This window comes from Robiginitalea biformata HTCC2501 (assembly GCF_000024125.1).
GTDB lineage: Bacteria > Bacteroidota > Bacteroidia > Flavobacteriales > Flavobacteriaceae > Robiginitalea > Robiginitalea biformata.
In genome coordinates, this window is the sequence record NC_013222.1 from 3340948 (window position 1) to 3355638 (window position 14691).

Annotated in this window: 13 protein-coding genes; 9 read left to right on the top strand and 4 right to left on the bottom strand. The window is 57.9% G+C overall.

Annotated elements, in window-relative coordinates:
- Positions 1–4: 4 nt before the first annotated feature.
- The 3 genes from lipA to RB2501_RS14820 are packed head-to-tail and all read left to right on the top strand — an operon-like array spanning position 5 to position 4162.
- Positions 5–883 (top strand): lipoyl synthase, encoded by an 879-nt coding sequence (gene lipA, locus RB2501_RS14810; RefSeq protein WP_015755679.1) that lies wholly within the window; start codon positions 5–7, stop codon positions 881–883.
- A 55-nt stretch (positions 884–938) separates the two neighbouring features.
- On the top strand, positions 939–1949 hold the full coding sequence (gene gap, locus RB2501_RS14815) for a type I glyceraldehyde-3-phosphate dehydrogenase (protein WP_015755680.1): 1011 nt from the start codon (positions 939–941) through the stop codon (positions 1947–1949).
- Positions 1946–4162 (top strand): hybrid sensor histidine kinase/response regulator, encoded by a 2217-nt coding sequence (locus tag RB2501_RS14820; RefSeq protein WP_148214399.1) that lies wholly within the window; start codon positions 1946–1948, stop codon positions 4160–4162. Before gap ends, RB2501_RS14820 begins: the two co-directional genes overlap by 4 nt.
- Positions 4163–4238: 76 nt before the next feature.
- On the opposite strand, the gene lpxK is transcribed toward RB2501_RS14820, so the two are convergent.
- A complete protein-coding gene (lpxK, locus tag RB2501_RS14825) occupies positions 4239–5228 on the bottom strand; it encodes a tetraacyldisaccharide 4'-kinase (RefSeq protein WP_015755682.1) in 990 nt (329 codons plus the stop codon).
- Positions 5229–5282: 54 nt separating this feature from the next.
- Here lpxK and RB2501_RS14830 point away from each other — a divergent pair, with 54 nt between their 5' ends.
- Positions 5283–6377, top strand: a complete 1095-nt coding sequence (locus RB2501_RS14830; RefSeq protein ID WP_015755683.1) for a Nif3-like dinuclear metal center hexameric protein — start codon at positions 5283–5285, stop codon at positions 6375–6377.
- 5 nt (positions 6378–6382) lie between these two features.
- The gene (locus RB2501_RS14835; protein WP_015755684.1) at positions 6383–7165 is read left to right on the top strand and encodes a zinc ribbon domain-containing protein; all 783 of its coding nucleotides are present in this window, start codon (positions 6383–6385) and stop codon (positions 7163–7165) included.
- A 79-nt stretch (positions 7166–7244) separates the two neighbouring features.
- Here RB2501_RS14835 and RB2501_RS14840 read toward each other — a convergent pair whose 3' ends face one another.
- Positions 7245–8612, bottom strand: coding sequence for an FAD-dependent oxidoreductase (locus RB2501_RS14840; protein WP_015755685.1), 1368 nt, complete (start codon positions 8610–8612; stop codon positions 7245–7247).
- Between the two features lie 128 nt (positions 8613–8740).
- Between RB2501_RS14840 and RB2501_RS16500 the strand changes: the two genes are divergently transcribed.
- The 3 genes from RB2501_RS16500 to RB2501_RS14855 are packed head-to-tail and all read left to right on the top strand — an operon-like array spanning position 8741 to position 11888.
- Positions 8741–8944, top strand: coding sequence for a DUF2256 domain-containing protein (locus tag RB2501_RS16500; protein WP_015755686.1), 204 nt, complete (start codon positions 8741–8743; stop codon positions 8942–8944).
- Entirely contained in the window at positions 8941–10359 is a 1419-nt protein-coding gene (locus tag RB2501_RS14850) for a DASH family cryptochrome (RefSeq protein WP_148214400.1), read from the top strand. The genes RB2501_RS16500 and RB2501_RS14850 overlap by 4 nt, the downstream gene beginning before the upstream one ends.
- Positions 10356–11888 carry a cryptochrome/photolyase family protein gene (locus RB2501_RS14855; RefSeq protein WP_015755688.1) on the top strand — a complete coding sequence of 511 codons (1533 nt, stop codon included), beginning with the start codon at positions 10356–10358 and terminating at the stop codon, positions 11886–11888. The genes RB2501_RS14850 and RB2501_RS14855 overlap by 4 nt, the downstream gene beginning before the upstream one ends.
- A 201-nt stretch (positions 11889–12089) precedes the next feature.
- On the opposite strand, the gene RB2501_RS14860 is transcribed toward RB2501_RS14855, so the two are convergent.
- Complete coding sequence (locus tag RB2501_RS14860; protein ID WP_015755689.1) at positions 12090–12638, bottom strand: ClpP family protease; 549 nt, start codon at positions 12636–12638, stop codon at positions 12090–12092.
- 119 nt (positions 12639–12757) lie between these two features.
- Between RB2501_RS14860 and RB2501_RS14865 the strand changes: the two genes are divergently transcribed.
- Entirely contained in the window at positions 12758–13438 is a 681-nt protein-coding gene (locus RB2501_RS14865; protein WP_015755690.1) for a hypothetical protein, read from the top strand.
- 78 nt (positions 13439–13516) lie between these two features.
- Here RB2501_RS14865 and RB2501_RS14870 read toward each other — a convergent pair whose 3' ends face one another.
- Positions 13517–14686, bottom strand: a complete 1170-nt coding sequence (locus RB2501_RS14870) for an MFS transporter (protein ID WP_015755691.1) — start codon at positions 14684–14686, stop codon at positions 13517–13519.
- Positions 14687–14691 lie beyond the last annotated feature (5 nt).

Genomic DNA, 14691 nt, shown 5'->3' on the forward strand with positions numbered 1-14691 from the left:
CGCTATGAGCACCACCGCGGTACCCAAAACTGCCGAAACGACCAAGGGAAAGCCCAAATGGCTCCGGGTCAAGCTGCCAACTGGTAAGAAGTACACCCAGTTGCGCAAGCTTGTGGACACCTACGACCTGCATACCATCTGCACCTCGGGCAGTTGTCCGAATATGGGGGAATGCTGGGGGGAAGGTACGGCCACGTTCATGATTCTGGGCAACGTGTGTACGCGTTCCTGCGGTTTCTGCGGCGTAAAAACGGGCCGCCCCTCCGCGATTGACTGGGCAGAACCCGAAAAAGTGGGCCGTTCCATCAAAATCATGGGGATCCGACACGCGGTAATTACCTCGGTAGACCGGGACGACCTGAAAGATATGGGGTCCATCCTGTGGGCGGAAACCGTCAAGGCCATCCGCAGAATGAACCCGGATACGACACTGGAAACCCTGATCCCCGATTTCCAGGGGGTGGAACAACACCTGGACCGTATCCTGGAGGTAGCCCCTGAGGTAATATCCCACAATGTGGAAACCGTCCGGCGATTGACCCGGGAAGTCCGGATACAAGCCAAATACGACCGCAGCCTGGGTGTCCTGAAATACCTGAAGGACCAGGGTGCCAACCGGACCAAATCCGGGATCATGCTCGGGCTGGGAGAAACAGAGCCCGAAGTGCTGCAGACCCTGGAAGACCTGCGGGAGGCCGGGGTTGACGTGGTCACCATCGGACAGTACCTGCAGCCCTCCAAACGCCATTTGCCCGTAAAGGAATTCATCACCCCGGAACAATTCGACAAATACCGGGAGGCCGGCCTGGCCATGGGCTTCCGGCACGTGGAAAGCGGCGCCCTGGTGCGCTCGTCCTACAAAGCGCACAAGCACATCCATTGATGCCCGCTTCCGGCAGGCCGAATCCCTGCGGGAACGGGTAAACACCCTGAAAGTCTTGAAAAAAATCACCATTGGTATCAACGGGTTTGGCCGGATCGGCCGTACACTCTACCGCCTGCTGGAACCCGTGCCGCATTTGGATGTCGTCCTGGTGAACGACCTGGCGGATAGCCGTACCCTGGCGCACCTCCTCCGTTACGACAGCATCCACGGCCCCCTGCCCCACCCCGTCTCCGTTACGGATAACGGGTTCCAGATGAACCAGACAGAAACAACCCTCACCAATTTCGGGGAACCCGGGCGCATCCCCTGGGGGGAACACGGGGTTGACCTCGTGGTGGAGGCTACCGGACGTTTCAAAAACCGGGAGGCCCTGGAGGCCCACCTGGCCCGGGGGGCCAAAAAAGTCATCCTGTCTGCCCCTCCGGAAGATGCCGACATCCCCATGGTGGTTTACAACATCAACGACCACTTGCTGACCCCGGAAACAGCCATTTTCAGTTGCGCCTCCTGTACCACCCACAGCGCAGCCCCCCTGATCAGCGTGCTGGACGAGCTCTGCGGGATTCAGCAGGCCTATATTACCACCGTTCACTCCTATACCTCCGACCAGAGCCTGCACGACCGGCCCCACAGGGACCTGAGGCGGGCGCGGGCCGCCGGGCAATCCATCGTCCCGACCACTACGGGGGCTGCCAAGGCCCTCACCCGCATTTTCCCGCATCTCTCCGATGTCATCGGGGGTTGCGGCATCCGTGTACCGGTTCCGAATGGTTCGCTTACGGATATCACGGCCCAGGTGCGGAACCCCGCATCCATTGCCGAAATTAATGCTACATTTAAAAGAATTTCGGAAAATGAGCTGAAAAACATCCTTTTTTACACGGAAGACCCGATAGTTTCGATCGATATAAACAATAGTTATTACTCCTGTACGTTTGATTCTCAGATGACTTCCGTGGTGGGCAACCTGGTGAAGGTCATTGGATGGTACGATAATGAAACCGGCTACAGCAGCCGGGTAAGGGATACAATTGAGTTACTGCTAGAGCGAAACTTTATTTGAAACGCCTGTTGCGACATACGATTGCGCTTATCTTCCTGGTTTCCTGTTTCTCTGCGGGCTGGGGGCTCCATGCCCAGCTCCCACTGCAGGAGGAGCGGGAATTTGACGTTTATATCAACCAGGCGCGCGTCTACTGGAACCGGGACGACCTGGAACTTGCCCTGGAAGAACTGGACAAGGCGGCCGAATGGGCCGAGGAGCAACAGAGCGAGAAAGACCTGATCGACTGCTACCACTATTTTGCATTGATCTACCTGGACATGGACAAGGAGGAAACCGCCCAGTTCAACAATGGTCGCGCCGCCCTGATGCTGGAGGAGATCGAATATCCCTATGGCACGGCGGTCCACTACTATATCAACGCGAAAATCCTGTATACGGAAGGAAACTTCTTCCAGGCCATTTTCCAGCTCAACGAAGCGCGGCAACGCACCAACGACCGGAACCTGCTCAACCGCATCACGCTCCTGGAAGCCGATAACCTCAGGAGCATCGACAAATACGAGCAGGCGGAAACCAATTACAACTCCCTGCTGGTCAACACGGACCCCTATGAACGGGAGTTTCTGCGGGCCAGGGCCTACCTGGGCCTGGCACGCCTCGACCTCGTGCAGGAACTGTTGCCCGAGGGTATCGAAAATGCCCAATACGCATTGGATATTGCGGAATCCAACGGGTTTACAACGGAATACATCCTGGCCAACGAACTGCTGGCCAACATGTTTGAACAAACCCGTCAGTTCGACCAGGCCCTGGCCTCCACCAGGCACCTGATGCACTTCAAGGATTCCGTGAGGGGCCTCGCCCGGGAAAAGGCCCAGCTGGAAACGGCCGACCGGATCCAGACGGAATATATGAGCAAGGAGATCCAGCGGCAGGACGAGGAGATCCAGGAACTCAGCGAATCTGCCAACCGCTCGGAACTCACCGCCATCCTTTCCTCTGCTTTTCTGATCATTATTTCCCTTCTGGCCGTTTCCCTCTACAGGAACAACCAGATCAAACTGAAGACCAACGATTTGCTGCACACCAAGAACCGGGAGCTGCACGCCGCCCGGGATGCTGCGGTCCAGGCCATGGAAGCCAAGACCAACTTCCTGTCTACGGTCAGCCACGAGCTGCGGACACCCCTGTACGCCGTTACGGGGCTCACCCACCTCCTGCTGGAGGAAAACCCGAGCAAGGAGCAGCAGGAGCACCTGAAAGCCCTGAAGTTTTCAGGGGATTACCTGCTGAACTTTATCAACGACATCCTCCAGATCAACAAAATCGACGCGGACAAGCTGGAGATGCTGGAAATCGAATTCAACCTGAAGAAGATCCTTACCGAGGTGATGAATTCCCTCCAGCAAACCGCCAAGGAAAGTAAAACGGAAATGATCCTGGATTTCGACCCGGAAATCCCCTCCCACCTGATGAGCGACCCGGTGAAGCTCTCGCAGGTCTTTATGAACCTGATGGGCAATGCCCTGAAGTTTACCAAAAACGGGGAGGTACTGGTGCTGGCCCGTTTGGTGCGGAAGGAAGACGACCGGGCCCGCGTGTACTTCGAGGTCCGTGATACGGGTATCGGCATCAGCGAGGAAAAGCAGAAAACCATCTTTGACAGCTTTGAGCAGGGGTCCATCCAAATCAACCGGGAATACGGGGGTACCGGCCTGGGGCTGACCATCGTTAAGAGCCTGCTGGGCCTCTTTGGCAGCACCATCCAGTTGGAAAGCACCCTGGGGCAGGGCAGCTCCTTCTTCTTTGAGCTCGATTTCAAATGCAAGGACGACCTGATAGACGAAGTACCTTTCGAAGTGACCCCGAAAGAGTACGACTTCAAGGGGCTCCACCTGCTCATTGTGGAGGACAACAAGATCAACCAGGTAATCACGCGGAAGATGCTGGCCAAAAAGGAGATTTCCTCGGATATCGCCAACAATGGCACCGAGGCCATCCAACTGGCGAGCTCCAACTCCTACGACGGGATCCTGATGGACATCCACATGCCGGGGATCAGCGGTGTGGAGGCCACCCAGGAAATCCGCAAGTTCGACCCGGAAACCCCGATCATCGCCCTGACTGCAATTTCCCTGGACGACAGCCTGGAAGCCTTTTACGCAGCCGGCTGCAACGACGTGGTGACCAAGCCGTTCAAACCCGAGGTGTTCTACCAGAAGATCGGGGAGAATATCCTGGAGCCCAAACTGCGCAAAACGCTTTCCTGAATCCCCAGCAGCGAAAGCTGCGTGCCACAGGCCCCGGCCCGGTGGCCCCTGCCGCCCCCGCCGCCTCTGCAGCCCCCTAAAGCGAGTCGATAAAATCCAACAGCACCTTTTCATCCGCCTCCCCGAACTGGTGCGCAACCCCAATGACCCAATGCCCCGTTAGATCGCTGCCCAGGCGGGCCGCGTCCTTTTCGGTGGTCAGGATCCTTTTCCTGCTGCGCAGGGCATCGATTTCCCGGGGTGAAAAGCGGTGGTGGTCGGGGAATTCCAAATGCTCAAAAACCAGGCCCAAACTTCGCAGGTGGCGCACCAGCGGTTCCGGGTTGGCAATACCGGTTACCAGGGTCAGCGGCTCCTTGCGGAGCTCCTCAGGGGATACCACCCGGCCTTCCGTATCCCTGACGTCCGAATAGGCGAGGCGGGCAAAAACCACCCGCTGACCCGGGTCCGGCTGCAACCTGCCGGTGATCTCCGCCCGCGTCTCCGGATCGGGCAATTCCGGGCATTTGGTCACCGCAATGATCCCGGCCCGCCGGGCCTGGGATTTATGGTCCCTCAGGTCCCCGCCCGGCAGGTACCCCTGATCCGTGTAAAGGGCGCCCCAGCAAGTGAGCAGGATGGCCCCGGACGGACGCACTTTCCGGTGCTGATGCCCGTCGTCCAGGATGATCAGGTCCGGGGAGGCCAGGTGGGTGAGTTTACGGATGCCCCTTCTGCGATCGGCATCCACTGCAACGGCCACCTTCGGGAACTTCAGGGCAATCTGTGCAGGCTCGTCCCCCAGGTCATCGGCCGAGGTATCCGGGCCCGCCAGGACAAAGCCCTTGCTCCTGCGCCGGTATCCCCTGCTGAGTACAGCTGCGCGACGCGCCCCGATGCGGCGCAGTACCCATTCCACCATGGGGGTCTTCCCGGTCCCGCCCACACTGAGGTTCCCGATACTAAGCACCGGGGTAGCGAACGACTCGGACGCACACCAGCCCCGGTCGTAGCACTGGTTCCTGAGCCATACCGCGGCGGCGTATACCAGCGAAAAGGGCCAAAGCAGCTTGCGGATAACCTCCATAGGAGCGAAAATAGTTTATTTATCTTTGAACAAACCCAAAAAACCTGCCGACGGATGACCGTAAAAGAAATAGCCGACTGCCTGGAAGAACTGGCGCCCCTGCAGTTTGCCGAAGACTTCGACAATGTCGGGTTGCTGGTGGGCGACCCCGGGCGTGAAGTCACCGGGGTACTCGTCACCCTGGATACCCTGGAGGACGTCGTGGGGGAAGCCATCGAAAAAGGCTGCAACCTGATCGTCAGCTTCCATCCGATTGTTTTCAAGGGCCTGAAAAAGATCACCGGGGCCACCTACGTGGAGCGCGTGGTGGCCCGGGCGATTGAAAACCGCGTGGCGATTTACAGCATGCATACCGCCCTGGACAATGTAAAAAGCGGGGTCAACGGGCGGATCGCCGACGAACTCGGACTGGAGGACCGTTCCATCCTGATACCCGCAAGGGGGAAGTTGCGCAAACTCACCACCTACGTACCCGAATCCGGCAGGGAGTCGTTGCTCCAGGCACTGTTCGCCGCTGGAGCCGGGCAGGTGGGCAATTATTCCAATTGCAGTTTCAGCAATACGGGAGAGGGCACCTTTTTGCCCGGGGAGGAAGCCAACCCCACCATCGGGTCCCGCGGGAAGCTCCACCGCGAACCGGAATCCCAGTTGCACCTCACCTTTACGGCAGACAGGGAGCAACAGGTGCTCCGGGCCCTGCGGGAAAACCACCCCTACGAGGAAGTGGCCTATGAAGTGACCGCCCTGGAGAACACCTACCAGCAGGTGGGGATGGGCATGGTGGGCACACTCCAGCGGGAATTGGACGAAAAACAATTCCTGGACCTGCTGAAAAGCCGGTTTGGCACCCCCTGCATCCGCCATTCGGATTTTACGGGAAAGAAGGTGCGGCGGGTTGCCGTACTGGGGGGCAGCGGGGCCTTTGCCATCGGGGCGGCACGGGCAGCCGGTGCTGATGCTTACGTAACCGCCGACATCAAATACCACGACTTCTTCCAGGCGGCCGGGGAGTTGCTGCTGGCAGATGTCGGGCACTATGAAACTGAGCAGTTTACAAAAAACCTGCTGCACGATTATCTTACAGAAAAAATTCCTAATTTTGCGATCTCTTTATCCGGGACCCGAACAAATCCCATCAACTATTATTAGACATTATGGCAACAAAGACTGAAGTGACGGTAGAAGACAAACTGAGAGCCCTCTACGACCTGCAACTCATCGACTCCCGGGTTGATGAAATCCGCAATGTCCGCGGGGAGTTGCCCCTGGAGGTGGAGGACCTCGAAGACGAGGTGCTCGGGCTGAAGACCCGCGTGGACAAACTCAAAACGGATGTCGAAACCATCAACTACGAGATCACTGCCAAGAAAAATATGATCGAGGACGCCAAAGCCCTGATCAAGAAATACGCCGAACAACAGAAAAACGTCCGGAACAACCGGGAATTCAACTCCCTGTCCAAGGAAGTGGAATACCAGGAACTCGAAATCGAGCTGGCCGAGAAGCACATCCGGGAATTCAAGGCCCAGATTGAGCAGAAGAAGGAGGTGATTGCCGAGACCAAGGAAAAACTTTCCGAGCGGGAAACCCACCTGAAACACAAGAAAAGTGAACTCGACGCGATCCTGGCGGAAACCGAAAAGGAGGAGAAGGCGCTGATCGCCAAGTCGGAAGAATTCGAGAAGCAGATTGAAGACCGCCTGGTTTCCGCCTACAAGCGGATCCGCGGCAGCGTCAAGAATGGCCTGGCCGTAGTCCCGATTGAACGGGGCGCGTCCGGCGGGTCCTTCTTTACGATCCCCCCCCAGGTACAGGTGGAGATCGCCTCCCGCAAAAAGATCATCACGGACGAGCACAGCGGCCGTATCCTGGTAGACCCGGCCCTGGCCGACGAAGAGCAGGAGAAAATGCAGAAGCTGTTCGAAAAGATCAAATAACCCGGGCATTGCCGCACTGGCGGCATTCGCAATATTTCGGGGAATCCGCTAAGAACCACTCCAGACAGGGGTGGTTTTTTTATTTGCCGGCTGCTACCGGCTGCTGGTCCAGGAGTTCGAGGATCCGGTTGGTAACCTCCGGGCTGTCCCAGCGGTTTTCCAGATCCGGCATTTGCATTACCTCCCGCATAATGGCTTCCTGCCGGTCGCCCATCGCAAGGGCCTCCGCGTAGGGCCGGTCCGAAAACGTCACCCGGGAATAGGCCGGGATCCATTTATCCGGGTAGGCATTGGCAAAATGGCGCTCGATTTTCTTTTGGAGTAAAAATTCCGGGTCGGCCGTCCGGGAGCTCATCTCCACAAAGTTCCGGTAACTCAGTTCGGCAATGGCGTCGGCATTCGGTTTGCGCCGGGCCTGGTACTCGGAGAACACCCGCTCCCAATCGCCCCCGTGCTGCTGCATCAAACCGGTCAGTACAGTAATGTCTTCAAAACCTGCATTCATCCCCTGCCCGTAGAAGGGGACAATGGCGTGCGCCGAATCGCCCACCAGGGCTACCTTATCCCAGTAGGTCCAGGGGTAGCAACGGATAGTGACCAGCGCGGAGGTGGGGTTTCGGAAAAAATCCCCGGTTAAATTCTCGATATCAGGGGTAACTGTCGGGAAATACTTGCGGAAAAAGTCCCGGGCATCGTCCCGGGTCTGAATTTTTTCAAAAGACACCTCCCCTTCAAACGGCAGGAAAAGCGTACAGGTAAAACTGCCGTCCAGGTTGGGCATGGCGATGAACATGAACCGGCCGCGCGGCCAGATGTGGAAGGAGTGTTTGTCCAGCTTGTGGGATCCATCCGCATTGGGCGGGATGGTAAGTTCCTTATACCCCACATCGATAAAATCCTGGGAATAATCAAAACGGCTGCGGCGCTGCATCTTGTGCCGGACCCTGGAGAATGCCCCGTCGCAACCAAAGACGTGGTCAAAGGCGTATTCCTCCCACTCCCCTTTCTCGGTTTCCCCCGTGAAGAGGCGCGCAGTGGGCAGGTCTACATCCCAGACCTTTTCAGAGAAGCGGAAACTCGCACCGGCCGCTTCGGCCAGGTCGATCATCCGGCGGTTGAGCACCCCCCGCGAAATGGACCAGATGGCCTCCTCTTCCTTGCCGTACTTCTGGTAGTACACGGGTTCGTCAGACACATGCATGGCCCGCTGGTACAGGGGGATTGCCAATTTGCGTACCTCCTCCTCTATCCCCGCCTGCCGCAAGGCCTTCCATCCCCGGTTACTCATCGCCAGGTTGATGGAGCGACCCGAAAACTCCACGGTCCGTATATCGGGCCTGCGGTCAAAAACGGTCACCGCGTGGCCAGCTTTTCGCAGGAAGATCGCCAACAGCGACCCGACCAGGCCGGATCCGACGATGGCAACCTGTTTCGGTTTTTGAGACATATAAACGGGTTAGCTGGCTAAAGTTACTAAAACCTGCCGGTTTCCTGTCCTCCCGCACATTTCCCTGTTTATTTAGGGAAATCCTAACAGTGTTTTGTTTAATTAATAACTATTTTCGTTAAACGTTTATGCATTCAAAGAAACACCTCCCCGAAAAAATTTGCCCGGTTTGCCTGCGGCCCTTTAGCTGGCGCAAGAAATGGCAGCGCAACTGGGAGTCTGTCAGGTATTGCAGCAGCCGTTGCCGCAACCACCGGGGTCGGGTGGATACCGGCTCGGAAGCAACCCTGCCAGGCCGGAAGGATGGCAGGCAAAAAACGGTGAAACGATGACAACAGCCCTCTATTGGTTCCGCAATGACCTGCGGGTTACCGACAACCCGGGACTTCTGGCTGCCTGCAGCAGCCAGCGCGTCCTGACGGTATTTTGCTTCGACCCCGCGGACTTCCGGGAGGGGGATTACGGCATCCGCCGGATGGGGCCCTACCGGGCGGGGTTCCTGCGGGAATCGGTCCTCGCACTTCGGGAGCAACTGCAGGGCCTCAATATCTCCCTGCATATCCACTTCGGCCCACCCGGGGACATCCTCCCCGGGATGATCAAAAAGTACGGGGTCACCGACCTGCACCTGCAACGGGAATGGACCCGGGATGAATGCCTGGCCCTGGACGCGGTCCGCGAGGGGTTGCCCCCCGGGGTGACTGTCCACGAGCATTACCAGCAATTCCTCTTCCACCCCGAAGACTTGCCTTACGACAGTTTTGACGACATCCCGGACGTATTTACAGGCTTTCGGAAAAAATGCGAAAAACACGTATCGGTCCGGTCCCCGGAAGATACGCCTGCCCGGCGGGAAGCGGTATTTGCTCCCGCAGGGGACGGCGGCCTGCCGGGATGGGAGGCCCTCGGGATGGCTCCCCCCCGGGCCGATTCCCGGAGCGCCTTCCCGTTCCGGGGCGGGGAACCTGCTGCCTGGGACCGGCTGCAGGAATATTTTTGGGAATCCCGGTTTCTGAGCACCTACAAACGCACGCGGAACGGGTTGGTCGGAACCCGATACAGTACCAAGTTTTCCCCCTGGCTGGCCAACGGTTCCCTCTCTGCCCGGCAAATTTACCGGGAGGTAAAGCGCTACGAACAGGAAGTGGAAAAAAACCGGGATACGTACTGGCTGGTCTTTGAATTGATCTGGCGCGATTACTTTAAGTATGTTTCCCTGAAACACGGCCCGAAAATATTTGCCCCCGGCGGCATCCGGGAGGTGGAAAGGGACTGGGGTGCCTCCCGGGAGGCGTTTGCCCGCTGGACACAGGGGGAAACCGACAGTGACTTTATCAATGCGAACATGCAGGAGCTCCGCCTGACGGGCTGGATGAGCAACCGGGGCCGGCAGAACACGGCGAGCTACTGGTCACAGGACATGGGGCAGGACTGGCGCCTGGGGGCCGCCTGGTTCCAGTATCTGCTGCTGGACTACGACGTCCACAGCAACTGGGGGAACTGGATGTACAACAGCGCCGTCGGCAACGATCCCCGGAACCGCAAGTTCAACCCGGAACACCAGGCCAGCCGCTACGACGCATCGGGGAAATTCCGGCGCCTCTGGCTGCAGGGCACCCTCTTTGACGCAGCCCCCGAAGCGCCCACAGCCATCGCAACCCCCGGGGAGCTGTCCGCCCCCGGCGGGGAAGGGACCCAACCGGACGATGCACCATCCCAACCGTCAAAACCTGAAAACACCCCATGAAAACACTGCGACTCATCCTGGGCGACCAGTTAAATGCCAAACACAGTTGGTATAAAGAAACGGACCCCGAGGTGGTTTACCTGATGGCAGAGATGCGGCAGGAAACCGATTATGTAAAACACCACATCCAGAAAGTCCTGGGGTTTTTTGCCTCCATGCGGAATTTTGCCGGGGAACTCGGGGATAAAGGCCACCAGGTGCGTTATTTTAAGATTTCAGACGGGGACAACCCCGGGAAGCTGCCGGAGCTTATCCGGCAGGTACTCAGTGAAGGAGGCGCCGAAAGGTTTGAATACCAGTCGCCCGACGAATACCGCCTGGACCAGCAGCTGCGGGAGCTTTGCGAGGCCCTGGATTGCGAGACGCAAGCCGTGGATACCGAGCACTTCTATACGGGCCGATCGGATCTGGCCGAATTTTTTGACGGCAAAAAACAAATGGTCATGGAGTCGTTCTACCGCATGATGCGCCGGAAACACCAGGTATTGATGGATGAGGGGGATCCGCTGGGCGGCCGCTGGAATTTTGACGGCGACAACCGGAAGAAATGGAAAGGGGAACCCGAAATCCCCCACGAGCGCGGTTTTCGCAAAGACCTGACGGCCCTGGAACAGGAAATCCGCGATGCCGGGGTAGAAACCATCGGCGAGGTGGATGCGGACAGCTTTAACTGGCCTACCTCCCGGGCCGACGGCCTGGCCGTTCTCCGGCATTTCTGCGATTCCCTCCTCGTACATTTCGGGGATTACCAGGATGCCATGCATACCGGGGAGAAATACCTGTTCCACTCCCGCCTGTCGTTTGCACTGAACACCAAGATGTTATCCCCCCGGGAGGTGGTGGAGAAGGTGGAGGCCACCTACCGGGACGACCCGGACGCCATCGACCTGTCGCAGACAGAAGGATTTATCCGGCAAGTACTCGGGTGGCGGGAGTATATGCGCGGGGTATACTGGAAGGAGATGCCCGGGTACGCCGACGGCAACGCCCTGGGGAATGAGAATCCGCTCCCGGACTTTTACTGGACGGGGGAAACCAAGATGAACTGCCTCTCACACGCCATCCGCCAGAGCCTCGACACGGCGTACGCCCACCATATCCAGCGACTGATGATCACGGGCAATTACGCCCTGCTCACCCAAACGGACCCGGACCAGGTGGACGCCTGGTACCTGGGCATCTATATCGACGCGATCCAGTGGGTAGAAATGCCCAATACCCGCGGGATGAGCCAGTTTGCAGACGGGGGGCTGGTGGCCACCAAACCCTATGTGAGCAGTGCAAACTACATCCGGAAAATGAGCAATTATTGCAGCGATTGCCAGTATCAGGCATCCGAAAAAACAGGGGATTCTGCCTGCCCGTTCAATGCGCTTTACTGGAACTTCCTCGATGCGAAAAAGGACCAACTGGGCGACAACCCCCGGATGGGGATGATGTACCGGTTACTGGAGAAGATGGATCCCGGGGAGTTGGAAGCCCTCAAAAAACGCGCTGCGTCCATTATAGCACATCCCCAGCGCTATTGAGCCGGTTTCCGGGCGGTTTTCACAATTTCTTAACCATCCGGCGGCAACCGGGGCCCGTGCACCCCTCGTATATAAAATAGAAATCAACGCTTCGGCGACTCTATATATGCAAGAAAAGACCTTCCAGGCAGCTGCCCGGAAGGTCTTTTCGATTTCTCGCCTTCCCCGGGGGAAAAGCTATTGCGCTAAACCCAGGAGGTACTAATCCAGGATGTCGTCGACAATGCCGTACTCCACGGACTCTTTGGCGTCCATCCAGTAGTCCCGGTTGAAGTCTTTCATAATTTTTTCAAAGGGCTGCCCGCAGTTCTCCGCCAGGATCTGCGCCCCGATTTCGCGGGTCTTCAGAATCTCCTTGGCCTGGATTTCGATATTGGAAGCCTGGCCGCGTGCTCCCCCGCTGGGCTGGTGGATCATTACACGCGCATGGGGCTGCACAAAGCGGCGCCCCTTTTTCCCGGCCGACAGGAGGATGGACCCCATGGAGGCAGCCAGTCCGGAACAAATAGTCGAGACCGGGCTCTTGAGCGAGGTGATAGTATCGTAAATCGAAAACCCGGAGGTTACATACCCTCCCGGGCTGTTGATATACAATTGGATTTCCTTGTTGTTCTGCAGGTCCAGGTACAAAAGCCGGTCGATTACGTGTTTAGCCGAGTCGTCGTCTACCTGGCCCCAGAGGAAAACTTTCCGTTCCTCCAGCATCCGTGCGTCGATCTGTTCCTGAATCTTTCCTTTTTTTGCGCTCATAGACCGTTTTGGGTTTAGGGGCAAAAATAATCAATTTATCAGAATACGCGCAGGCATCCCGCTCCCCTATTGCTGCTATTTCCGCCCAAAGGCCCTATCTTTGGTAAAAACCAACAAACATGTATTTAAGAGTCCTGATATTCTGCTGCCTGCTGCTCGCGGGTGCCTGCAAGGAAGCCCCCGAAAAACAAAACGATGCGTCGCCGGAAGCGGCCCTGAACCCGATGGACGACCTGGACCGGCTGGCGGCTGCCCACGGGTTTGCCAACTGGAAAGATGTATCGGAAATCCGGTTTACTTTCAATGTGGACCGGGATACCTCCCATTTTGAACGCCGTTGGATCTGGAACCCTGCCGAAAACCGGGTCACCCGCATCATGGGCTCCGATACGCTCACCTTCCTGCGCTCCGAGGTGGATTCCACCCTCATGCAGGCAGACGGCGGCTTTATCAACGACAAATACTGGATGCTGGCCCCTTACCAGTGGGTATGGGACCGGGAGAGCTTTGAATGGGAAATCGACCCGGCTGCCCCTGCGCCGATTTCGGGGGATACGATGCCCAAACTGACTATCGTCTACGGGAATGAAGGCGGCTATACCCCCGGGGACGCTTACGATTTCTATATCGGGCAGGACTCCCTGGTGGCCGAATGGGTTTTCCGGAGGGGCAATCAACCCGAACCGAACCTGGCCGCCACCTGGGAAGAGTACCAGGACCACAACGGGCTCAAAATAGCCACCATGCACCAGAACCCGCAGGGCTTCAAGTTGTACTTTACGGATATCGAGGTGGAATAGTCGGTGGAGGAATCTGGCCGGTTGCCTGCCTTATAAATTCCGGGCCTTGACCCGGGTGCATCCGCCTGCCAGCCCGGCCTAGGCCCCGGTTCCCCGCGGCCCCTTTCCCCCGTTCTTCAGGATACCCGTCGCCAACAAGACCAGCGTGGCACAGCCCAGCAACACCCAGAAGCTGGTGCGCAGGCCAAAGGCTTCGGCCAGGTAGCCGAGTACAGGGGGCGCCGCCAGGAATCCCGAGTAGCCCGTACCGGCTATAAACGCTACCCCCTGGGAGGAATCCACCCCCCGGACATTCCCGCCAATCCGGAACAACTCCGGGATGATCACCGAGAACCCGAGTCCCACCAGGGCAAACCCCGCCAGGGCAGCGAAGGGATGCGCCCATAAAACGGAGAGGTATCCCAGGACGGCAATGGCGCTGCCCGCAGCCACAATCCGTACCGACCCGATGCGGGCGCTGATGCCGTCCCCCAAAAACCGTCCCAGGGTCATGGTGACGGAAAACGCCAGGAAGCCGCCCCCCCAGAGATATTCCGGGGAGCCGACCACTTCTTTTAGGTACAAACCGCTCCAGTCTACCACAGCGCCTTCCCCTCCCATGACCACAAAGGAGATGATCCCGAGCAACAGGAGCGGACGGAAGAGTTTCAGGCTGAAGCCCTCTTTCTCCACCGGGGCCGCCGTAATTTTTAAATACTGCCGGCGCAACCCGGCATTGGCCAGCAGCACCAGCAGGATAACGCCGCCCATGTGAAGGGCCGGGCTGTCGATGCGGGGGATCAGGAAACTCCCCAGGCCCGCCAGAACGCCCCCCAGGCTGAAAAACCCGTGGGCCGCCGACATAAAGTTCTGCCGGTCTTCTTTCTCAATTTCCGTCACCAGGGTGTTCATGGCGATATCCGTGAAGCCGTTTGAGAGGCCAAAGAAGAACAGGGATGCCACCAGGGCGTAGTAGTTGGGGGCGATCAGGGGGAAAAACGCAAAGAAACTGCTACCCAGGACCCCGATCCAGGTAGCCCGCCCCACCCCCAGCCGGTTGATGATCCGGGCAGCGACGGGGAAGACCGTAAAAACCCCCAGGCTCAAAAAGAATATGGCCAGGCCGAGGTCAGCCTTGTCGATCCCGAGGCGGCTTTGGACGGTGGGGATGTAGATGGCCCAGGTCCCGAACCAGATGTTCAGGCTGGCAAAAACCCAGGCAGGTGCCAGGTAGCGCGGGTTGGTCAGGATCAGGCGGAGGGATTTCATCGGCT